The sequence below is a fragment of the Pleomorphomonas koreensis DSM 23070 genome (assembly GCF_000425185.1).
Taxonomy (GTDB): Bacteria; Pseudomonadota; Alphaproteobacteria; order Rhizobiales; family Pleomorphomonadaceae; genus Pleomorphomonas; species Pleomorphomonas koreensis.
The window spans coordinates 167,582-188,108 of the sequence record NZ_KE384327.1 but is presented as its reverse complement, the minus strand read 5'-3'; the positions used below and the strand labels follow the sequence as shown (position 1 = coordinate 188,108).

18 protein-coding genes are annotated in these 20,527 nt (G+C 70.2%); 12 read left to right on the top strand and 6 right to left on the bottom strand.

Annotation, left to right across the window (positions count from 1 at the left end):
- Positions 1–11 precede the first annotated feature (11 nt).
- Positions 12–1,184 carry a DNA replication/repair protein RecF gene (recF, locus tag H512_RS0120965; protein WP_053240120.1) on the top strand — a complete coding sequence of 391 codons (1,173 nt, stop codon included), beginning with the start codon at positions 12–14 and terminating at the stop codon, positions 1,182–1,184.
- A 187-nt stretch (positions 1,185–1,371) separates the two neighbouring features.
- The gene (gene gyrB, locus H512_RS0120960; RefSeq protein ID WP_026785062.1) at positions 1,372–3,801 is read left to right on the top strand and encodes a DNA topoisomerase (ATP-hydrolyzing) subunit B; all 2,430 of its coding nucleotides are present in this window, start codon (positions 1,372–1,374) and stop codon (positions 3,799–3,801) included.
- 128 nt (positions 3,802–3,929) lie between these two features.
- Here gyrB and H512_RS0120955 read toward each other — a convergent pair whose 3' ends face one another.
- From H512_RS0120955 to H512_RS0120940, 4 genes are read right to left on the bottom strand one after another with little or no spacing between them, the layout of a single operon-like run.
- The gene (locus H512_RS0120955) at positions 3,930–4,451 is read right to left on the bottom strand and encodes a GNAT family N-acetyltransferase (RefSeq protein WP_026785061.1); all 522 of its coding nucleotides are present in this window, start codon (positions 4,449–4,451) and stop codon (positions 3,930–3,932) included.
- Between the two features lie 53 nt (positions 4,452–4,504).
- A complete protein-coding gene (locus H512_RS0120950; RefSeq protein WP_026785060.1) occupies positions 4,505–5,080 on the bottom strand; it encodes a helix-turn-helix domain-containing protein in 576 nt (191 codons plus the stop codon).
- Positions 5,081–5,087: 7 nt separating this feature from the next.
- Positions 5,088–5,891, bottom strand: a complete 804-nt coding sequence (locus H512_RS0120945) for a DUF429 domain-containing protein (protein WP_026785059.1) — start codon at positions 5,889–5,891, stop codon at positions 5,088–5,090.
- Positions 5,872–6,204 (bottom strand): hypothetical protein, encoded by a 333-nt coding sequence (locus H512_RS0120940; RefSeq protein WP_026785058.1) that lies wholly within the window; start codon positions 6,202–6,204, stop codon positions 5,872–5,874. The genes H512_RS0120945 and H512_RS0120940 overlap by 20 nt, the downstream gene beginning before the upstream one ends.
- Positions 6,205–6,433: 229 nt before the next feature.
- On the opposite strand from H512_RS0120940, the gene H512_RS25380 reads away from it, so the two are divergent.
- The 9 genes from H512_RS25380 (at position 6,434) to lpdA (ending at position 17,967) form a co-directional block, all read left to right on the top strand.
- Entirely contained in the window at positions 6,434–6,937 is a 504-nt protein-coding gene (locus H512_RS25380) for an AprI/Inh family metalloprotease inhibitor (protein ID WP_053240119.1), read from the top strand.
- An 8-nt stretch (positions 6,938–6,945) separates the two neighbouring features.
- Positions 6,946–8,118 carry a cell division protein ZapE gene (gene zapE, locus H512_RS25375; protein ID WP_215905419.1) on the top strand — a complete coding sequence of 391 codons (1,173 nt, stop codon included), beginning with the start codon at positions 6,946–6,948 and terminating at the stop codon, positions 8,116–8,118.
- A 158-nt stretch (positions 8,119–8,276) separates the two neighbouring features.
- Positions 8,277–9,239, top strand: coding sequence for a malate dehydrogenase (mdh, locus tag H512_RS0120925; RefSeq protein WP_026785057.1), 963 nt, complete (start codon positions 8,277–8,279; stop codon positions 9,237–9,239).
- A gap of 123 nt (positions 9,240–9,362) precedes the next feature.
- Positions 9,363–10,559, top strand: coding sequence for an ADP-forming succinate--CoA ligase subunit beta (sucC, locus tag H512_RS0120920; protein ID WP_026785056.1), 1,197 nt, complete (start codon positions 9,363–9,365; stop codon positions 10,557–10,559).
- A gap of 4 nt (positions 10,560–10,563) precedes the next feature.
- Positions 10,564–11,478, top strand: a complete 915-nt coding sequence (gene sucD, locus H512_RS0120915) for a succinate--CoA ligase subunit alpha (protein ID WP_026785055.1) — start codon at positions 10,564–10,566, stop codon at positions 11,476–11,478.
- Positions 11,479–11,602: 124 nt separating this feature from the next.
- Complete coding sequence (locus H512_RS0120910; RefSeq protein WP_026785054.1) at positions 11,603–14,572, top strand: 2-oxoglutarate dehydrogenase E1 component; 2,970 nt, start codon at positions 11,603–11,605, stop codon at positions 14,570–14,572.
- A 58-nt stretch (positions 14,573–14,630) separates the two neighbouring features.
- Positions 14,631–15,866 carry a 2-oxoglutarate dehydrogenase complex dihydrolipoyllysine-residue succinyltransferase gene (gene odhB / locus H512_RS0120905; RefSeq protein WP_026785053.1) on the top strand — a complete coding sequence of 412 codons (1,236 nt, stop codon included), beginning with the start codon at positions 14,631–14,633 and terminating at the stop codon, positions 15,864–15,866.
- Between the two features lie 30 nt (positions 15,867–15,896).
- Positions 15,897–16,535, top strand: a complete 639-nt coding sequence (locus tag H512_RS0120900; RefSeq protein WP_026785052.1) for a LysE family transporter — start codon at positions 15,897–15,899, stop codon at positions 16,533–16,535.
- A gap of 43 nt (positions 16,536–16,578) precedes the next feature.
- Positions 16,579–17,967: a dihydrolipoyl dehydrogenase gene (gene lpdA / locus H512_RS0120895; protein ID WP_026785051.1), complete on the top strand. Its 1,389-nt coding sequence runs from the start codon at positions 16,579–16,581 to the stop codon at positions 17,965–17,967.
- Positions 17,968–17,970: 3 nt separating this feature from the next.
- Here the strand turns inward: lpdA and H512_RS0120890 are convergent, their stop codons facing one another.
- Together H512_RS0120890 and H512_RS0120885 are read right to left on the bottom strand one after the other, a co-directional pair.
- The gene (locus H512_RS0120890; RefSeq protein ID WP_026785050.1) at positions 17,971–18,891 is read right to left on the bottom strand and encodes a DMT family transporter; all 921 of its coding nucleotides are present in this window, start codon (positions 18,889–18,891) and stop codon (positions 17,971–17,973) included.
- 140 nt (positions 18,892–19,031) lie between these two features.
- Positions 19,032–19,976: a tyrosine recombinase XerC gene (locus H512_RS0120885; RefSeq protein ID WP_026785049.1), complete on the bottom strand. Its 945-nt coding sequence runs from the start codon at positions 19,974–19,976 to the stop codon at positions 19,032–19,034.
- A gap of 169 nt (positions 19,977–20,145) precedes the next feature.
- Here H512_RS0120885 and H512_RS27270 point away from each other — a divergent pair, with 169 nt between their 5' ends.
- Positions 20,146–20,526 (top strand): hypothetical protein, encoded by a 381-nt coding sequence (locus H512_RS27270; protein WP_053240118.1) that lies wholly within the window; start codon positions 20,146–20,148, stop codon positions 20,524–20,526.
- The last annotated feature ends 1 nt before the right edge of the window (position 20,527 follow it).

Here is a 20,527-nt window from a genome sequence, read left to right as displayed (position 1 = left end):
GCCGGAGCATTATGACCGATCCCCGTCCTGAGGCGCCCCGTCCCGAAGCGAAGGTGCGCGTCAGCCGCCTTCGCCTCACCGACTTCCGCAACCACGCCGACCTCGCGCTCGATTTTCCGGGCCGGTCGGTGGTGCTGGTCGGCCCCAACGGCGCCGGCAAGACCAACGTCTTGGAAGCGCTGTCGCTGCTCGCCCCCGGCCGCGGCTTCCGCCGGGCGACGCTGGCCGAGATGGCGCGGCAAGGCGGCCCCGGCGGCTTCTCGGTGATGGCCGAGGTGGAGGGCGCCTTTGGCCCGGTGCGCATCGGCACCGGCGCCGTCGCCGGCGAGCCCGGCCGGCGCCTGCTGGTCGACGGCGAGCCGCAGAAGGGCAGCGAGCGCCTCTCCGACCACCTGCGCCTCATCTGGCTGGTGCCGGCCATGGACGGCCTGTTCACCGGCCCGGCCGGCGACCGCCGCCGCTTCCTCGACCGTCTGGTGCTGGCCGTCGATCCGGGCCACGGCCGCCGCGTCTCGTCCTACGAGGCGGCGGTGGCCGGCCGTAACCGCCTCCTCGAAGCGCGCGAGGCCGACGCCGCCTGGCTCGACGCGCTGGAAGCCGAGATCGCCGCCACCGGCGTCGCCGTCGCCGCCGCCCGCCGCGAGACCGTGCATTGCCTCGCCCGGCTGATCGAGACGCGGCCGGACGGCGGCGGCGCCTTCCCGCGCGCCGCGGTGCAACTGTCCGGCGACGTCGACGCGGCGCTCGACGGCGCGGCCGCCGCCGACGTCGAGGACTGGCTGAGGGCCGACCTCAAGGCCGGCCGCTCGCGCGACCGGGCGGCCGGCCGCACGCTCGCCGGTCCGCACCGCTCCGACCTCGCCGTCCGCCACGCGGTGAAGGACATGCCGGCCTCGGCCTCCTCGACCGGCGAGCAGAAGGCGCTGCTCACCGGCCTGGTGCTCGCCCAGGCGGCGCTGGTCACCGAGCTAACCGGCCAGCCGCCGGTGCTGCTGCTCGACGAGGTGGCCGCCCATCTCGACGCCCGCCGCCGGCGGGCGCTCGTCGAGCTGGTGGCGGCGCTCGGCGTTCAGGCCTTCATGACCGGCACCGAAGCCGCCCCCTTCGAGGGGCTCGGAAACGAGGCCGGGATCATCGCCGTTCCCGACGCCGGCGCCCTGTTTTCCGGGGATTTTCCGGCCTGATTCGCCGCTTTGCCGCCCGATTGGCGGTCTAGGGTGCGGGCACCATGGTCCCGGCGTCGCAACATTGCCGGCAAGCTATTGAAAGAAAATGGCTTTCGGCCTCCCTCGGCGGGTGGTTGAAGCCGCCCCCGCCAGCCTCTATGACAGGGTTCGCGGGACGGGACCCGAGAGAGAGACGAAGGCATCCATGACCGACACCACAGCCTACGACCCCGACGACTACGGCGCCGAATCCATCAAGGTGCTGAAGGGGCTCGACGCGGTGCGCAAGCGCCCCGGCATGTACATCGGCGACACCGACGACGGCTCGGGCCTGCATCACATGGTCTACGAGGTGGTGGACAACGCCATCGACGAGGCGCTGGCCGGCCATGCCGACATCGTCATGGTGCGCCTCAACGCCGACGGTTCCTGCACGGTGCGCGACAACGGCCGCGGCATCCCCACCGACATCCACAAGGAAGAGGGCGTGTCGGCGGCGGAAGTGATCATGACGCAGCTGCACGCCGGCGGCAAGTTCGACCAGAACTCCTACAAGGTGTCGGGCGGCCTGCACGGCGTCGGCGTCTCGGTGGTCAACGCGCTGTCGGTGTGGCTGAAGCTCAGGATCTGGCGCCACGACCAGGTGCACGAGATGAGCTTCTCGAACGGCGTGCCCGACGGCCCGCTGACGGTCACCGGCACCTCGGTTGGCGAGAAGGGCACCGAGGTGACCTTCATGCCGAGCCACGAGACCTTCAGGGGCGTCACCGACTTCGACTTCGCCACGCTGGAGCGCCGCCTGCGCGAGCTGGCCTTCCTCAATTCCGGTGTCCGCATCCTGCTCGAGGACAACCGCGGCATCGAGCCGCGCGTCGAGGAGCTGCACTACGAGGGCGGCCTCGAAGCCTTCGTGCGCTATCTCGACCGCTCCAAGAAGCCGGCCATATCCAGGCCGATCCTGGTGTCGACCGAGAAGGACGGCATCACCGTCGAGGTGGCTCTCTGGTGGAACGACAGCTACCACGAGAACGTGCTCTGCTTCACCAACAACATCCCCCAACGTGACGGCGGCACCCATCTCGCCGGCTTCCGCGCCGCGCTGACCCGTCAGGTGACCAACTACGCCGAGAGCGCCGGCATCTCCAAGCGCGAGAAGGTGACGCTGACCGGCGACGACTGTCGCGAGGGCCTGACCTCGGTCCTGTCGGTAAAGGTGCCCGACCCGAAGTTCTCCAGCCAGACCAAGGACAAGCTGGTGTCGTCGGAGGTGCGGCCGGTGGTCGAGGGCGCGCTCAACGAAGCCTTCTCCACCTGGTTCGAGGAACACCCCCAGGAAGCGCGCACCGTGGTCGGCAAGGTGGTCGAGGCCGCCGCCGCCCGCGAGGCGGCGAGGAAGGCGCGCGAGCTGACCCGCCGCAAGGGCGCGCTCGACATGGCGTCCTTGCCCGGCAAGCTCGCCGAGTGCCAGGACCGCGACGCCGCCAACACCGAACTGTTCCTGGTCGAGGGCGATTCGGCCGGCGGCTCGGCCAAGCAGGGCCGCAATCGCGAGTTCCAGGCCGTGCTGCCGCTCCGGGGCAAGATCCTCAACGTCGAGCGGGCGCGCTTCGACAAGATGCTGTCGTCGGCGGAGATCGGCACGCTGATCACCGCGCTCGGCACGTCGATCGGCACCGACGAGTTCGACCCGGACAAGCTGCGCTACCACAAGATCATCATCATGACCGACGCCGACGTCGACGGCGCCCATATCCGCACGCTGCTCCTGACCTTCTTCTTCCGCCAGATGCCGGCGCTGATCGAGCGCGGCCACATCTACATCGCCCAGCCGCCGCTCTACAAGGTGACGCGCGGCAAGTCCGAGCAGTACCTGAAGGACGAGCGGGCGCTCGAGGACTTCCTGGTGACGCAGGGGCTCGACGAGGCGGTGCTGCGGCTCGCCGACGGCGAGGCGCGGGCCGGCCAGGATCTCCGGGCCATCGTCGACCGGGCGCGTTCGGTGCGCGGCCTGATCGAGGGCCTGCACCATCGCTACAGCCACGACGTGGTCGAGCAGGCGGCGATCGCCGGCGCGCTCGACGCCCGCCTCCTCGACAACCCCGAGGCGGCGCAGAACGCCGCCGACAGCGTGGCGCTCCGCCTCGACACCCTGGCCGACGAGTTCGAGAAGGGCTGGACCGGCGAGGCGCTGCCGAACGGCAGTCTCGCTTTCCGCCGCGTGGTGCGCGGCGTCACCGAGACCAGCATCCTCGACGCGGCGCTGCTGTCGTCGGCCGATGCGCGCAAGCTCAGCGGCCATCACGAGCATCTCGCCGCCATCTACGGCGCGGCGGCGACGCTGCGCCGGCGCGACCCCGAGACGGTGGTGCGAGGGCCGCGGGCACTGCTCGACGCCGTCTATGCCGCCGGCCGCAAGGGCATCACCATGCAGCGCTACAAGGGCCTCGGCGAGATGAACGCCGAGCAGCTGTGGGAAACGACGCTCGACCCCAACGCCCGCTCGCTGTTGCGCGTGCAGGTGCACGAGGCGGTGGAGGCCGACGACATCTTCGAACGGCTGATGGGCGACGAGGTGGAGCCGCGCCGCGAGTTCATCCAGGCCAACGCCCTGTCGGTCGCCAACCTCGACGTGTGAGGCCGGCCAGCATTGAAATGCCGGCTGGTGGGCTGCCTGCCGATGTCTCCGCTGATGCGGGCGGGGCATCGGCCGTGGCTCGATGCCCGGATGCGCCGGCATCGTCGCGAGGCGGTTGACGGTGGATGTCAGGGCCTCGGCGGCGGAACCGGGCGATCGTCGAGCGTCAGTTGCAGGAAGGCGAGGTCGAGCCAGGCGCCGAACTTGGCGCCGACCTGCCCGAGATGCCCGACGCGTTCGAAGCCGAGGCTCTCGTGCAGCCGGATCGACGGCGCATTGCCCGCCTCGATGCCGGCCACCATCACGTGCTTGCCGAGGCCGCGCGCCCGCTCGATCAGCGCGGCGAGCAGCGCCCGGCCGATGCCATGGCCGCGCCGGTCGGCGCGGACGTAGACCGAATGCTCGACGGTATGGCGGTAACCGTCGAAGGCCCGCCAGTCGCCGAACGAGGCATAGCCCAGCACCTCGCCGTCGGGCTCCACGGCGACCAGCACCGGATAGCCGGCCCGCTGCCGGTCGGCCAGCCAGGCGAGGCGGTTGGCCGCGTCGACCGTCGCCTCGTTCCAGATCGCCGTCGAGTGGGCGACGGCGTCGTTGTAGATCGCCGTGATGCCGGCGATGTCGCCCTGTGCCGCGTCGCGGATATGCATGCCGGTCTCCGGAGAGTCTTGCCGTCTTTGTCTAATATGGTGGATGATGACGGTCAAGCCGGCGGAGCGCGGCGCAACACTGCCACGGCATAGCGGCAGGGTTGATCGCCGTCGTTGCGGAACACACAGTCGGCGGGCGGTCCCAGTTCCAGGCAGTCGCCGGCCGCCATCTCGTGCCGCGTGTTGCCTTCCATGAACACCAGCTCGCCCTCCAGCATCCAGATCAGCTGGTTGACGAAGGCATAGGCGGCGGCCGGCATCGGCACCGCCGCGCCGGCCGGCAGGCTGACCTCAACGAGGTCGAGCGGCAGGTCGGAGGCCGGCGATACGTGGCGGCGGAGATAGCCGCTGTCCGGATCGGTCCAGGTCGGCTGGTCGGCGCGGCGCGAGAGGCGGCCCTCGCCGATCTCGGCGCGCGCCATCAGTGTCGACAGGCTGAGGCCAAGGGCGCCGGACAGCCGGCCGAGCAGCTTGGCGGTCGGGCTGCTGTCGCCGCGCTCCACCTTGTGGATCATGGCGCGCGACACCGAGGCGCGGCCGGCCAGCTCGGTCAGCGACCAGCCGCGGCTCTCCCGTTCGAGGCGGATGCGGGCGCCGATGCGCGCGTCGATATCGTCGGCGGGGGTCATCGTGATACTATAGTGGACGACTGCCGGTGCCGCAACCGCCACGCAACGGCACCCACACCGCCGAGTCGGCGTCACCGAACGCGCGCGCCCGGCCGTCGAGCGCCATGGCGCCGGCGTAGGCGGCGACCGCCGCGTCGAGGCGATCCTCGAACGCCTTGAGGGTCTTGCCGCGCGTCTCCAGCGGCGGCAGGCGGAGGAGGTCGGCGCTGCCGGCGAGAACGCCCTCGAGGGCGGCGACGATGGTCGTCCATACCGCGTAGAGGCGCTGCCGCCGCTCGGCCAGCGGCAGGCCCGGCCAGTAGCGGCCGGTGCGGCCGATCTTGTATTCGAGCCGCCTTGCAGCGCCGGTCAGCTCGATCAGCGCCGGATGCGGGTAGATCTCGATGCGGCAGGGCGGCGTGAGGTCGAGCGTCGCCAGCGGATAGCCGGCCGCCGCGAGCGCCGCCTCCAGCGCCCGGCCGGCGGCGCCGGGCCGCTCCGGCGTCGGCGAATGCGTGCCGGCGCCGCGGCCGGCGTAGGCGCGGTTGACGGCGTCGTCGGCGGCGCGGCGCCCGACGATCGGCGCATTCATCATCGGCATGTCCACGGCGACGAGATCGGGCTTGCGGCCGGCGAGACGGCTGGCGGCGGCGATCACCGCCGTGGGGTCGGCCCTGTCGGACGGCCCGACGAAGCCCTCGAAGGAGGCGGCGGCGACGACGAGGCGCCAGACGCCGCCGGCCTTGGCCGCCAGCGCCACGCCGCTGGGGTTCTTGGCCGTCCAGGCGGCGTCGATGCCGAGAACGACGCCTTCAGGAGGAGAGGCCGGCATGCTTTTTCGCGGTGCGTGGCGAGCGGCGGGCGCCGGCCAGCATCAGAAAGATGCCGGAGAGGCCGGAGACGGCCAGCGTCGGCCAGGCGAGCACCGCCGGCCCCCAATCGGCCCAGGCAGTCTCGCCGATCAGCGGCACCGCGGCCGCCTTCAGCCGATCGACGATGTCGGGGGCGATCAGCGTCAGGCTGGCCGACAGCGGCGTCATCACCAGCTTGTCGGCGGCGATCGACGCGATGCCGTCGGAGATCAGCGACACCACGCCGATGGCGAACAGCACCAGTCCCAGTATCCGCGCCACAAAGGACAGCATCCTCCGCGCTCCCCCCAGCCCGAAACCCCTTGGCAAAAAGGGCATCCGCCGGCATCTTGCGGCCTTCGCGCCCGCCGTGCAACGCCGCCGCCTTGCCTATTCGTTGATATTGAACTTTTTCCAGCCTGCGGTTTCACTTGCCGGCCGGCGCGGCTATGATTTGTCGTCTGTTTGAAGAGAATCACGCCGGGAGCCACGGCGCCGTCTCTTCGCTCCGGGAGCCCACCTGATGCGCATCATCGCCGCCGCCTCCGTCCTTTCCGCCCTCGCGCTGGCCGCCTGCGCCAGCTATGCGCCGCCGCCGCCCCAGCGTATCGTCCCGCTGGCGCCGCAGCCGGTCAATCCCGTGGCGAGCCAGGCCCTGCCGCCACCCACGACGCCGGGTGTCGCACAGCCCACCACCGACATGGCCATGGTGCAGCCGGCCAATCCGGCGGCGGCGCCGGAGATCCGCAAGCCGGATCTGGTCGGCGGCTGGACGCTGGCCTCGGCCGGTGAAACCTGCCAGCTGTCGCTGTCGTCCACCAACTGGACCGGTGGCCTCCGCGCCTCGACGCGCGGCTGCGCCTCCGACGAACTCAAGTCCATCAACGCCTGGGACCTGGCGGACAAGGCGGTTCTCCTGAAGGATGCCTCCGGCTCGGTGGTCGCCCGCCTCTATGGTTCGGGCCCGACGCGCTTCTCCGGCCAGACCGACGTCAGCAAGCGCGGCGTGCAGTTCTTCCGCGGCTGATCCCCGGCATGATGGCCGAGGCGCCGGCCGCCGGCGCGGTCACCCTGTGGCTCGACGGCGAGGTCGCCGCCGGCAGTCTGGCGCCTGACGCCGCCCAGCGGCTGGCGGCGCTCGCCTTCGACCGGCTGCTGGAGCGGCTGGCCGCGCCGCCGCCGCGGCGCCGGCTTCTCGGCCTCATCCCGGTCGGGCCGGCGCCGGGGCCGCGCGGTCTCTATCTCTGGGGCGGCGTCGGTCGCGGCAAGACGCTGCTGATGGACCATTTCTACGCAGCGGCGCCGGTGGAGAAGAAGCGGCGGCAGCATTTCCATGCCTTCATGGCCGACATGCACGAGGCCATCGCGGCGGCGCGGCGGGCGATGGCGGCCGGCGATCCGCGCGATCCCGTGGAGATCGTGGCGCGGTCGCTCTCCGCCGAGGTGCGCCTGCTCTGTTTCGACGAGTTCTTCGTCACCGACATCGCCGACGCCATGCTGCTCGGCCGGTTGTTCGGCCGGCTGTTCGAGCTTGGGCTGACGCTGGTCGCCACATCCAACGCCGCGCCCGACCGCCTCTACTGGAACGGCCTCAACCGACAGAGCTTCCTGCCCTTCGTCGAACTGCTGAAGGCCCGCTGCAAGGTGGTGCATCTCTTGGCCGGCGCCGACCACCGGCTGGAGGGACTGTCGGCGGCCGACGTCTATCTGTCGCCGCTTGGGCCGGCTACCGAGGCCGCCGCCGAACGCCTCTGGCAGGAGATGGCGGCCGGCGGCGAGGGCCCTTGCGATCTGCGCGTCAAGGGCCGGCTGATCCATGTGGCGCGCACCGCCGGCCGGCGCGCCCGCTTCACCTTTGCCGAACTCTGCGACCGGCCGCTCGGTGCCGCCGACTACCGGGCGATCGCCCGCCATTTCGATCTCGTCATGGTGACGGGCGTGCCGCGTCTTGCCGCTGGCGAGCGTAACGCCGCCCGCCGCTTCGTGACGCTGATCGACGTGCTCTACGACGCCGGCCGGATGCTGGTGATGACCGCCGACGGCGAGCCGGGCGAACTCTATCGGGCGACCGAGGGCGAGGAAGCCTTCGCTTTCGCCCGCACCGCCTCGCGGCTGATGGAGATGCGCTCGACCGCCTGGTTGCGCCGGGCGGCAACGGTCGATTCAACAACCGATAACTGCATGACGCACGCGTCACCCACCCCATGAAGAGGCCGCCCGGCAATCGGGTGCGGCGGCGGTCTCATCTTCGTGAAAAGTTGACTTTCCCCGATAGTCTCGCTTGCACCGGATCGGTGATCATTGTAATTCGGTGCCGATCGATTTCGATCTAACTAACCTTTACGTAAAGGGAAAGGTAATAATCAATGGCGCGGAAAAAGATCGCTCTCGTTGGTGCTGGCCAGATCGGCGGCACGCTGGCTCTCCTGGCCGGTCAGAAGGAACTCGGCGACGTCGTCCTGTTCGACATCATGGACGGCGTGCCGCAGGGCAAGGCCCTGGATCTCGCGGAGACCGCCCCGGTCGAAGGCTTCAACGCCAAGCTCTCGGGCACCAACAGCTATGAGGCGCTCGAAGGCGCCGACGTGGTGATCGTCACCGCCGGCGTGCCGCGCAAGCCCGGCATGAGCCGCGACGACCTTCTCGGCATCAACCTCAAGGTCATGGAGCAGGTCGGCGCCGGCATCGCCAAGTACGCCCCGAAGGCCTTCGTGATCTGCATCACCAATCCGCTCGACGCCATGGTCTGGGCGCTGCAGAAGTTCTCCGGCCTGCCGGCCCACATGGTCGTCGGCATGGCCGGCGTGCTCGACTCGGCCCGCTTCCGCTACTTCCTGTCGGACGAGTTCGGCGTGTCGGTCGAGGACGTCCATGCCATGACCCTCGGCGGCCACGGCGACGACATGGTGCCGCTGATCCGCTATTCGACGGTCGGCGGCGTGCCGCTGCCCGAGCTGGTCAAGATGGGCTGGATCAGCCAGGAGAAGCTCGATGCCATCGTCGACCGTACCCGCAAGGGCGGCGGCGAGATCGTCGCCCTGCTGAAGACCGGCTCGGCCTTCTACGCGCCGGCCGCCTCGGCCATCGCCATGGCCGAGTCCTACCTCAAGGACAAGAAGCGCATCCTGCCGGCCGCCGCCTACCTCAAGGGCGAGTTCGGCGTCACCGACACCTATGTCGGCGTGCCCGCCATGATCGGCGCCGGCGGCGTCGAGAAGATCGTCGACCTCGAACTGTCGTCCGAGGAGAAGGCCGGCTTCGAGAAGTCGGTCGCCTCGGTGAAGGGTCTGATCGACGCCTGCAAGACCATCGCTCCGGCGCTGGCCTGATCGCTTGACGACATTGGCCGGGCCGCCCGACGGCGACCCGGCCTTTTCGTCTCCGCCGCGTCCATCCGCATTTTCACTCAGCTCCCCATCCTCCAGCCTCAATCCTCAGCCAAGGACGTTCGGATGAACATTCACGAATACCAGGCCAAGGCCCTGCTCAAGGGGTTCGGCGCGCCCGTCGCCGCCGGCGTGCCGGTCTTTTCCGCCGGCGAGGCAGAGGCGGCCGCCCGTTCCCTCCCCGGCCCGCTCTGGGTCGTGAAGAGCCAGATCCATGCCGGCGGCCGCGGCAAGGGCCGGTTCAAGGAGGCATCGGCCGGAGAGAAGGGCGGCGTCCGCCTGGCCCGTTCGGTGGATGAGGTGGTGACCTTCGCGAGCGAGATGCTGGGATCGACGCTGGTCACCAAGCAGACCGGCCCGGCCGGCAAGCAGGTGAACCGCCTCTATATCGAGGACGGCGCCGATATCGCCCGCGAACTCTACTGCTCGCTGCTGGTCGACCGCGCCGTCGGCCGCGTCGCCTTCGTCGTGTCGACCGAGGGCGGCATGGACATCGAGACTGTCGCCCACGATACCCCCGAGAAGATCGTCTCCGTCGCCATCGATCCCGAGGCCGGCGTCACCGCCGCCGACGTCGCGGCCATCGTGTCGGCCCTGAAGCTCGACGGGCCGGCGGCCGAAGACGCCAAGACGCTGTTCCCGACGCTCTACCGCGCCTTCGTGGATAAGGACATGAGCCTCCTCGAGGTCAACCCGCTGATCGTCCTGAAGGACGGCCACCTGCGCCTTCTCGACGCCAAGGTGTCCTTCGACGGCAACGCCCTGTTCCGCCACCCGGACGTCGAGGCGCTGCGCGACCTCTCCGAGGAGGACGACAAGGAGATCGAGGCGCACAAGCACGATCTCGCCTACGTGGCGCTCTCCGGCAACATCGGCTGCATGGTCAACGGCGCCGGCCTCGCCATGGCCACCATGGACATCATCAAGCTCTACGGCGCCGAGCCGGCCAACTTCCTCGACGTCGGCGGCGGCGCCTCCCGCGAGAAGGTGACGGCCGCCTTCAAGATCATCACCGCCGATCCGGCCGTGAAGGGCATCCTGATCAACATCTTCGGCGGCATCATGAAGTGCGACGTCATCGCCGAGGGCGTCATCGCCGCCGTGCGCGAGGTCGGGCTGCAGGTGCCGCTGGTCGTCCGCCTCGAAGGCACCAACGTCGCCCTCGGCAAGAAGATCATTTCCGAAAGCGGCCTCGACGTCATCGCCGCCGACGACCTCGACGACGCCGCAAAGAAGATCGTCGCCGCCGTGAAGGGAGCCTGACGCGATGTCCATCCTCGTCAACAAGGACACCAAGGTCATCGTCCAGGGCCTGACCGGCAAGACCGGCACCTTCCACACCGAGCAGGCGCTCGGCTACGGCGCCACGCAGATGGTGGCCGGCGTCACGCCGGGCAAGGGCGGCTCCACCTGGGAAGGCACGCTGCCCGACGGCCGCAAGGCGCAACTGCCGGTGTTCGACACCGTCGCCGAGGCGCGGGAAGCGACCGGCGCCAACGCCTCCGTCGTCTACGTACCGCCGAAGTTCGCCGGCGCCTCGATCGTCGAGGCGATCGACGCCGAGGTGCCGCTGATCGTCGCCATCACCGAGGGCATCCCGGTGCTGGACATGGTCAAGGTCAAGGCGCGGCTCGACCGCTCGACCTCGCGCCTGCTTGGCCCCAACTGCCCCGGCGTGCTGACCCCCGGCGAGTGCAAGATCGGCATCATGCCCGGCTCGATCTTCCGCAAGGGTTCGGTCGGCATCGTGTCGCGCTCGGGAACCCTGACCTATGAAGCGGTGTTCCAGACGACCAACGAAGGCCTCGGCCAGACGACGGCCGTCGGCATCGGCGGCGATCCGGTGAAGGGCACCGAGTTCATCGACGTGCTGGAGCTGTTCCTGGCCGATCCCGAGACCACGTCGATCGTCATGATCGGCGAGATCGGCGGCTCGGCCGAGGAAGCGGCGGCAGAGTTCCTGCGCGACGAGGCAAAGCGCGGCCGCATGAAGCCGGTGGTCGGCTTCATCGCCGGCCGCACGGCGCCGCCGGGCCGCACCATGGGCCACGCCGGCGCGGTGATCTCCGGCGGCAAGGGCGGCGCCGAGGACAAGATCGCCGCCATGGAGGCGGCCGGCATCGTCGTGTCGCCGTCGCCGGCCCAGCTCGGCCGCACGCTCGCCAGGCGCCTCAAGGGCTGAGGCGCCGCGCTTTTCAGCCGAATGCGGAGGCCGGCCAGCCGCCTCCGCGAGTGACTACATCCACGGCGGCGCATCCTGCGGCCGCCGGAACGCGAGGACGGAGCGGACGGCTCCGAAACGCAAGATGGCATCGCAGACCGACAACGACGCTCTCGCCGCAACCTCGTTCCTCAACGGCGGCAACGCCGCCTACATCGAGGCGATGGAGGCCCGCTATCTCGCCGACCCCGGCTCGGTCGATCCCGAGTGGCGCGACTTCTTCGGCGCCCATTCCGGTGGGGCGGCCGGTGAGGCGGCGCGCGGCGCGAGCTGGTCGCGGCCCGACTGGCCGCCCAAGGTCAACGGCGAGCTGGTATCGGCGCTCGACGGCAACTGGCCGGAAGCCTCGAAGATCCTCGAGAAGAAGATCGAGGCCAAGGCGCAGCCGGCCGGCATCACCGCCCAGGAACTCCGCCAGGCGACGCTCGATTCGGTGCGCGCCATCATGATGATCCGCGCCTACCGCATGCGCGGCCACCTGCACGCCGACCTCGACCCGATCGGCGTTGCCAAGCAGCTCGACCACGAGGAGCTGCATCCGGCCAGCTACGGCTTCACCGAGGCCGACATGGACCGGCCGATCTTCATCGACCACGTGCTCGGCCTCGAATACGCCACCGTGCGCCAGATGATCGACATACTCAGGCGCACCTACTGCGGTACCATCGGCTACGAGTTCATGCACATCTCCTCGCCCGAGGAGAAGGCCTGGGTTCAGGAGCGCATCGAGGGGCCGGACAAGCTGATCGAGTTCACCGAGAGGGGCAAGCGGGCCATCCTCAACAAGCTGGTGGAGGCCGAGGGCTTCGAGAAGTTCCTCGACGTGAAATACACCGGCACCAAGCGCTTCGGCCTCGACGGCGGCGAGAGCCTGATCCCGGCGCTGGAGCAGATCATCAAGCGCGGCGGCAATCTCGGCGTCAAGGAGATCGTGCTCGGCATGCCGCACCGCGGCCGCCTCAACGTCTTGACCCAGGTAATGGCCAAGCCGCACCGGGCGCTGTTCCACGAGTTCAAGGGCGGCTCCTACGCCCCCGACGACGTCGAGGGCTCGGGCGACGTCAAGTACCACCTCGGCGCCTCCTCGGACCGCGAGTTCGACGGCAACAAGGTGCATCTCAGCCTGACGCCCAACCCGTCGCATCTTGAAATCGTCAACCCGGTGGTGCTCGGCAAGGTGCGCGCCAAGCAGGACGTGTCGGCCACCGTCTGGGAAGGCGACATCATCCCCTTGCGCGAGCGCGTCAAGGTGCTGCCGCTGCTCCTCCACGGCGACGCGGCCTTTGCCGGCCAGGGCGTCGTCGCCGAGTGCTTCGGCCTTTCGCAGCTGCGCGGCCACCGCGTCGGCGGCTCGATCCACTTCATCGTCAACAACCAGATCGGCTTTACCACCAACCCGCATTTCTCGCGTTCGTCGCCCTATCCGTCCGACGTCGCCAAGATGGTCGAGGCGCCGATCCTGCACGTCAACGGCGACGACCCGGAAGCGGTGGTCTACGCCGCCAAGGTGGCCATCGAATACCGGCAGAAGTTCCACAAGCCCGTCGTGATCGACATGATCTGCTACCGCCGCTACGGCCACAACGAGGGCGACGAGCCCGGCTTCACCCAGCCGATCATGTATTCCAAGATCCGTGGGCACGCGACGACGTTGCAGATCTATGCCCGCAAGCTGATCAACGAGGGCGTGGTCACCCAGGACGAGGTGATCGGCATGCAGGCGGCCTTCCGCCAGAAGCTCGACCAGGAATACGATGCCGGCCAGGCCTACAAGCCGAACAAGGCCGACTGGCTGGACGGCGCCTGGGCCGGCCTGAAGGTGGCCGACAGCTTCGACGAGCAGCGGCGCGGCCAGTCCGGCGTCAACGTCGAGACGCTCCGGGAGATCGGCCTCAAGATCAACACGGTGCCGCCGACCTTCAACGTCCACCGCACCATCCAGCGCTTCCTCGACGCCCGCAAGAAGGCGATCGACACCGGCGAGGGCATCGACTGGGCGCTGGGCGAATCCCTGGCCTTCGGCTCGCTGGCCCTCGGCGGCCACAAGATCCGCCTGTCCGGCCAGGACTGCGAGCGCGGCACCTTCAGCCAGCGCCACAGCGTGCTCTACGATCAGGAGACCGAGGCGCGCTACATCCCGCTCGCCAACCTCTCCCCGGAGCAGGCGCCGTTCGAGGTGATCAACTCGATGCTGTCGGAGGAGGCGGTGCTCGGCTTCGAGTACGGCTACTCGCTGGCCCGGCCCAACGCGCTGACGCTCTGGGAAGCGCAGTTCGGCGACTTCGCCAACGGCGCCCAGGTGGTGTTCGACCAGTTCCTCTCCGGCGGCGAACGCAAGTGGCTGAGGATGTCCGGCCTCGTCTGCCTGCTGCCGCACGGCTACGAGGGCCAGGGGCCGGAGCATTCGTCCGGCCGCCTCGAACGCTGGCTGCAACTCTGCGCCGAGGACAACATGCAGGTCGCCAACTGCACGACGCCGGCCAACTACTTCCACATCCTGCGCCGGCAGTTGACGCGCGACTTCCGCAAGCCGCTGATCCTGATGACGCCCAAGTCGCTGTTGCGCCACAAGCGGGCGGTGTCGAAGCTCGCCCATTTCGGGGCCGAGACCTCGTTCCATCGCCTGCTGTGGGATCACGCCCAGTCCGACCCGGAGACGGTGACGGTGCGCCTCAAGCCCGACGCCGAGATCCGCCGCGTCGTGCTGTGCTCCGGCAAGGTCTACTACGACCTCCTGGAGGAGCGCGAGAAGCGGGGCGTCGACGACGTCTACCTGTTGCGCGTCGAGCAGCTCTATCCCTTCCCGGCCAAGGCGCTGGTCAGCGAATTGTCCCGCTTCCCCAACGCCGAGCATGTCTGGTGCCAGGAGGAGCCCAAGAACATGGGCGCCTGGACCTTCATCGACCCCTATCTCGAATGGGTCCTGAAGCAGATCGGCGCCAGGGTACCGCGTGCCCGCTATGCCGGCCGGGCGCCGTCGGCGGCCACCGCCACCGGCCTGATGTCCAAGCACCTCGCCCAGCTTGCCGCCTTCCTCGACGAAGCGCTCGGCTGACGCCCTCGGGGGCGGCCGCCGGCCGTTCCCTCCCCCTTCCATCTGGAGAGACGCTGAAATGGCCAACGAGATCCGCGTTCCGACGCTCGGCGAATCGGTTACGGAGGCGACCATCGGCCGCTGGTTCAAGAAGGTCGGCGATGCCGTCAAGGCCGACGAGCCGCTGGTCGAGCTGGAGACCGACAAGGTGACCATCGAGGTGCCGGCCCCCACTGACGGCACGCTCTCGGAAATCCTGGTCGAGGCCGGCGAGACGGTCGGCGTCGGCGCTCTCTTGGGTTCGCTCGGCGAGGCGACGGCGGCGGCGAAGAAGCCCGAGCCTGCGAAGACCGCCGCGCCCGCCGCCCCGGCCAAGGCCGCGGAACCGGCCAAGGTCGCCGAGCCCGCCAAGACCTCCGCGCCGGTGCCGCCGCCGTCGCCGGCCGCCGCCCGCGTCATCGCCGAGACCGGCGTCGCCGTGGAGAGCGGTTCGGGCAAGCGCGGCCAGGTGCTGAAGGAGGATGCCGTCGCCGCCGCCCAGACCGCGACCCCGAGCGCGCCCGCCGCACCGGCTGCCCCCGCCGCGCCGCGGCCGCCGGTCGCCGCTGCCGACGCCGGCCGCGAGGAGCGGGTGCGGATGACCAAGCTCCGCCAGACCATCGCCCGCCGCCTCAAGGAGGCGCAGAACACCGCCGCCATGCTGACCACCTTCAACGAGGTGGACATGACCGGCGTCATGGCGCTCCGGGCGTCCTACAAGGACCTCTTTGAGAAGAAGCACGGCGTCAAGCTCGGCTTCATGGGCTTCTTCGTCAAGGCGGTGGTGCAGGCGCTCAAAGAGATCCCGGCCGTCAACGCCGAGATCGACGGCGACGAGATGGTCTTCAAGAACTACTACCACATCGGCGTCGCCGTCGGCACCGACAAGGGCCTCGTGGTGCCGGTGGTGCGCGACGCCGACCAGCTCTCCATCGCCGGCATCGAGAAGAAGATCGGCGAATACGGCAAGCGCGCCCGCGACGGCCTTCTCCGGATCGAGGAGATGCAGGGCGGCACCTTCACCATCTCCAACGGCGGCGTCTACGGCTCGCTGATGTCGACGCCGATCCTCAACGCGCCGCAGTCGGGCATCCTCGGCATGCACAAGATCCAGGAGCGGCCGATGGTGGTCGGCGGCAAGATCGAGATCCGGCCGATGATGTATCTGGCGCTCTCCTACGACCATCGCGTCGTCGACGGCAAGGAGGCGGTGACCTTCCTCGTCCGCGTCAAGGAGAACCTCGAGGAGCCGCAGCGCCTCGTGCTCGACCTCTGACCCGCAGCGCGGCGCGCGAAAGGAAGCCGGATGTCTCCCTATCTCGTCGAACTCGCCGGCGTCATGGCGGTGTTCTCCTTCGCCATCGTGGCGCCGGGGGCCGACACCGCCATGGTGATGCGGCAGAGCCTGACGCACGGGCGGCGGGCCGGCATCCTCACCGCCTTCGGCGTCGGCACGTCGCTGCTGTTCCATCTCTCCTACACGATCCTCGGCCTGGGGCTGATCGTCTCGCAGTCGCTACTGCTGTTTTCGGCGATCAAGTGGGCGGGCGCCGCCTATCTCACCTACATGGGGATCATGGCCTTGCGGGCGCCGGCGCCGGTCCTGCCCGAGCCCGGCGCCGGCCCGGTCGGCGCCGCGCCGATGAGCGATGCCCGCGCCTTCGGCCTCGGCTTCCTGACCAACGCCCTCAATCCCAAGCCGATCCTGTTCTTCCTGTCGCTGTTCTCGGCGCTGGTCAGCCACCAGACGCCGGCGCTGGTCAAGGGAGGCTACGGCCTGGTGATGGCCGCCTGCCTGATCGCCTGGTTCTCGGCGGTCTCCTGCTTCCTGACCATGCCGAGGATCAGGACCGCCTTCTCGCGCGCCGGCCTGTGGATCAGCCGCATCACCGGCGCGGTGTTCATCGCCTTCGGCGTCCGCCTCGCCCTGTCGCGGGCCGACTGACATACCGAGCCACAAGCCGCCGCAGCCCCCAAGGAGTGCTTCCATGTCCTACGATCTCGTCGTCATCGGAACCGGCCCCGGCGGCTACGTGGCGGCCATCCGCGCCGCCCAGCTCGGCATGAGCGTCGCCGTCGTCGAGAAGCGGCCCACCCACGGCGGCACCTGCCTCAACGTCGGCTGCATTCCCTCGAAGGCGCTGCTGCATGCCTCCGAGATGTTCCACGAGGCCGGCCACGTCTTCGCCCGGCTCGGCGTCAAGGTCGGCGGGCCGGAACTCGACCTGAAAGCGATGATGGCCCACAAGGACGCCACCATCCGCGGCAACGTCCAGGGCATCGACTTCCTGTTCAAGAAGAACAAGGTGGCCGTCCATCGCGGCGCCGGCCGCATCCTCGGGCCGGGCAAGGTCGAGGTCACCGCCGAGGGCGGAGAGAAGACGGTCGTCGAGGCGAAGAGCATCCTGATCGCCACCGGCTCCGAGGTGGCGGGCCTCCCCGGCATCGAGATCGACGAGACGGCGGTGGTGTCCTCGACCGGCGCGCTGTCGCTCGAAAAGGTGCCGCAGCATCTGGTGGTGATCGGCGCCGGCGTCATCGGCCTCGAACTGGGCTCGGTGTGGCGGCGGCTCGGCGCCGAGGTGACGGTGATCGAATATCTCGACCGCATCCTGCCGGGGCTGGACGGCGAGGTGGCCAGGGCCTTCCAGAAGCTGCTGGAAAAGCAGGGTTTCGCCTTCCGCCTCGGCCGCAAGGTGACCGGCGTCGCGGACGGCAAGGTGACCTTCGAGCCGGCGGCCGGCGGCGACGCCGAGACGGTTGCGGCCGATGTCGTGCTGGTCGCCGTGGGCCGCAAGCCCTACACCGAGGGTCTCGGTCTGGCCGAGGTCGGCGTCAAGCTCGACGGCAGGGGCCGCGTCGAGATCGACGGCCATTATGCCACCAGCGTGCCGGGCATCTACGCCATCGGCGACGTGGTGGCCGGGCCGATGCTCGCCCACAAGGCCGAGGACGAGGGCATCGCCGTCGCCGAGCTGCTGGCCGGCAAGGCCGGGCACGTCAACTACGACGTCATCCCGGCCGTGGTCTACACCTCGCCGGAGGTCGCCGCCGTCGGCCGCACCGAGGAGGAGCTGAAGGCGGCGAACGTGCCCTACAAGGTCGGCAAGTTCAGCTTCCTCGCCAACGGCCGCGCCAAGTCGATCCTGAAGACCGACGGCTTCGTCAAGGTGCTGGCCCATGCCAAGACCGACCGGGTGCTCGGCGTGCACATCCTCGGCGCCGGCGCCGGCGAGGCGATCGCCGAGGCGGCGGTGCTGATGGAGTTCTCCGGCTCGGCCGAGGACCTCGCCCGCACCTGCCACGCCCATCCGACGCTGTCGGAGGCGCTGCGCGAGGCGGCGCTGGCCGTCGACGGCCGGGCCATCCATTCGTGAGGATCAGCGGCGGCGCCGGTCGAAGACGGTGAACAGGCCGACGCCGCCGACCACCATCGCCGTGCCCAGGAGGTCGACGCCGCGCAAGGGCTCGCCGAGGAACAGCACGGCGAGGACGAGCGTCACCACCGGCGACAGCGTGCCGATGGTGGAATTGGCGGCCGCCGAGATGCGCGACAGCGCCGCGCTCATGAAGAAGCTCGGCAGCACCGTGGCGCCGATGGCCAGCGCAACGGCAAGCGCCAGCGCCCGGCCGGACACGGCGAGCGCCGACAGCGGGTGCGTGACGAGGAACAGCGCCAGCACCACCACCGCCGCGCCGGTCATGGCGACCGAGGTGAACAGCGGTGCACCCATGGCCGCGATGCCGCCGCGGGCGAGCAGCTGGTAGAGCGCGAAGGTGACAGCGGCGGCGAGCACCCACAGCGCGCCGACGACGATGTCGCCGCCGCCGGTCTGGAAGTCGGCCAGGAAGATGACGGCGAGGCCGAGATAGGCGACGGCGAAGGCGACCAGCGGCTTGGCGCGCAGCGGCTCGTGGAACAGCGCCGCCCCGAACAGCAGCACGAACAGCGGATAGGTGAAGAGAATCAGCCGCTCGAACTGCGGCGTCAGCGTCTCCAGGCCCTTGAAGTCGGCATAGGACGAGAACCAGTAGCCGATCACCCCGATGGCCAGTGCCTTGAGATAGGCCGAGCCCGGCACCGCCGCGCGGCGGTCGCGGCCGCGGCCATAGGTGATCAGGCCGACCGCGACGTAGATCGGCACCGAGAGGCCCATGCGGAGCGCCAGCAGCGTCAGCGTGTCGACGCCCTCGGCGAAGGCGAGCTTGATCAGGATGCCCTTGGCGGCGAACAGCACGGCGCCGATGGCGGCGAAGGCGTAGCCGAGCCAGGGCGGACCGGCGGGGGAGGGGGTACTCAAGAGGCGGCGGCCCGGATGGGCTTCCCTTGGGAGGGCGGGAAGGCAAGCCATAAGCCATCGGCCGGCCGCTGGAAAGCCGGCCGGGGCATCGGATCGGCGGTAAAACCCGCTTTCCGCAAGGATCCGGCGCGCGTGCAGGCTCAGGCGCGCGGATGGGCGCCCTTCCAGGCGGCGACCAGCCGCTCGGCATCGACCGAGGTGTAGACCTGCGTTGTCGACAGGTTGGCGTGGCCCAGCAGCTCCTGGATGGTGCGGAGATCGCCGCCCGAGCCCAGGAGATGGGTGGCGAACGAATGCCGGAGCGCGTGCGGCGTCGCGGTGGGCGGCAGGCCGAGAGCGCCGCGCAGCCGCTGCATGGCGAGCTGGACGATGCGCGGCGACAGCGGCCCGCCCTTGACGCCGCGGAACAGCGGCCCGTCGGGCGCCAGGCGGAACGGACAGAGCCGGACATACGTGGCGACCGCCCGGCCGACCGCTGGCAGCACCGGCACGAGGCGCGTCTTGCCGCCCTTGCCGGTGACGCGCAACGCCCCGCCGGTCTCCGGCGGCGCGCCGGCGGCGGTCAGCGCCAGCGCTTCGGAGATGCGCAGGCCGGAGCCGTAGAGCAGCGCCAGCACCGCGCCGTCGCGGGCGGCCACCCAGGGCTCCTCGGCTGCGAGATCGGCGCCGGACACCACGGCCAGCGCGTCGGCGACGCCGAGCGGCCGCGGCAGCCGGCGCGGCGCCTTGGGGGCGGCGACGGCGGTGACGGCGGCGCTCTCCACCTTGCCCCGCTTTTCGAGAAAGCGGATCAGCGAGCGGATGCCGGAGAGAGATCGGGCGAGGCTGGGCGCCGCGAGGCCGGCCTGGCGGCGGCGGGCCAGGAAGGCGCGGAAGTCGGCCGGGGTCAAGCGGCCGAGGTCGGCGACGCCAGGAGGCGCGCCGAGATGGCCGGTCAGGAAGCGCAGGAAATCGTCGGCGTCGCGGCCATAGGCGAGGGCGGTGCGCGGGCTGAGGCGGCGGACGGCGGCCAGCCAGTCCTGCCAGTCGGCAATGGCGGCGGCAAGGTCGGGCGCCCTGGTGAGAAGCGGCGCGGGTTCGGTCATCGGTCTCTCGCCTGTTGTCGGGCCTTTCCTGCCCGGACTGTCGGCCGAAAAGCTGAATGGCCGATGAACGCCGACCTCAGGGTCGGTTCAACGGCGGCGGCCTAGAACGGGGACATGGACGGCCCGGCGGCAGCGCCTGGCCGGCTCCGGTTTCAAGGAGGATCGTGCCATGCTCCACAGGCGTCTACTCGCCACCCTCGCCGGTTCGCTTGCCGTGGCGCTCGTCGCCGCCGCCGGCCTGGCCGGCACCGCGTCGAGCGCGGCGGCCGACGGCGTCTACTTCGGCTTCGGTTTCAACGACGGTCCGCACGGCCCGCCGCCGCCGCGCTGGGGCTGGGGCCCGCCGCCCCCGCCCGGACCGGGCTGGGGCCCGCCACCGCCGCGCTGGGGCTGGGGACCGCCGCCGCCCCGTCAAGGTTGGGGTCCGCCGCCATTGTGCCGCTCGCGCTGGGTCGACCGGCCGGTGGTCGATCCCTGGGGTCGCGTCATCCGCTACGAGCGGATGGAGGTCGTCGACTGCGGTCCGCCCCGCCATCGTCCGCGCTGGTGAT

Coding starts and splice junctions, on each gene's coding strand:
- gyrB (WP_026785062.1), top strand. CDS start 1,372: ATGACCGACACCACAGCCTACGACCCCGACGACTACGGCGCCGAATCC.
- mdh (WP_026785057.1), top strand. CDS start 8,277: ATGGCGCGGAAAAAGATCGCTCTCGTTGGTGCTGGCCAGATCGGCGGC.
- recF (WP_053240120.1), top strand. CDS start 12: ATGACCGATCCCCGTCCTGAGGCGCCCCGTCCCGAAGCGAAGGTGCGC.
- H512_RS0120945 (WP_026785059.1), bottom strand. CDS start 5,891: ATGCCGGCCTCTCCTCCTGAAGGCGTCGTTCTCGGCATCGACGCCGCC.
- sucC (WP_026785056.1), top strand. CDS start 9,363: ATGAACATTCACGAATACCAGGCCAAGGCCCTGCTCAAGGGGTTCGGC.
- H512_RS0120900 (WP_026785052.1), top strand. CDS start 15,897: ATGTCTCCCTATCTCGTCGAACTCGCCGGCGTCATGGCGGTGTTCTCC.
- H512_RS0120940 (WP_026785058.1), bottom strand. CDS start 6,204: ATGCTGTCCTTTGTGGCGCGGATACTGGGACTGGTGCTGTTCGCCATC.
- zapE (WP_215905419.1), top strand. CDS start 6,946: ATGATGGCCGAGGCGCCGGCCGCCGGCGCGGTCACCCTGTGGCTCGAC.
- lpdA (WP_026785051.1), top strand. CDS start 16,579: ATGTCCTACGATCTCGTCGTCATCGGAACCGGCCCCGGCGGCTACGTG.
- H512_RS0120885 (WP_026785049.1), bottom strand. CDS start 19,976: ATGACCGAACCCGCGCCGCTTCTCACCAGGGCGCCCGACCTTGCCGCC.
- H512_RS0120910 (WP_026785054.1), top strand. CDS start 11,603: ATGGCATCGCAGACCGACAACGACGCTCTCGCCGCAACCTCGTTCCTC.
- H512_RS25380 (WP_053240119.1), top strand. CDS start 6,434: ATGCGCATCATCGCCGCCGCCTCCGTCCTTTCCGCCCTCGCGCTGGCC.
- H512_RS27270 (WP_053240118.1), top strand. CDS start 20,146: ATGCTCCACAGGCGTCTACTCGCCACCCTCGCCGGTTCGCTTGCCGTG.
- odhB (WP_026785053.1), top strand. CDS start 14,631: ATGGCCAACGAGATCCGCGTTCCGACGCTCGGCGAATCGGTTACGGAG.
- H512_RS0120955 (WP_026785061.1), bottom strand. CDS start 4,451: ATGCATATCCGCGACGCGGCACAGGGCGACATCGCCGGCATCACGGCG.
- H512_RS0120950 (WP_026785060.1), bottom strand. CDS start 5,080: ATGACCCCCGCCGACGATATCGACGCGCGCATCGGCGCCCGCATCCGC.
- sucD (WP_026785055.1), top strand. CDS start 10,564: ATGTCCATCCTCGTCAACAAGGACACCAAGGTCATCGTCCAGGGCCTG.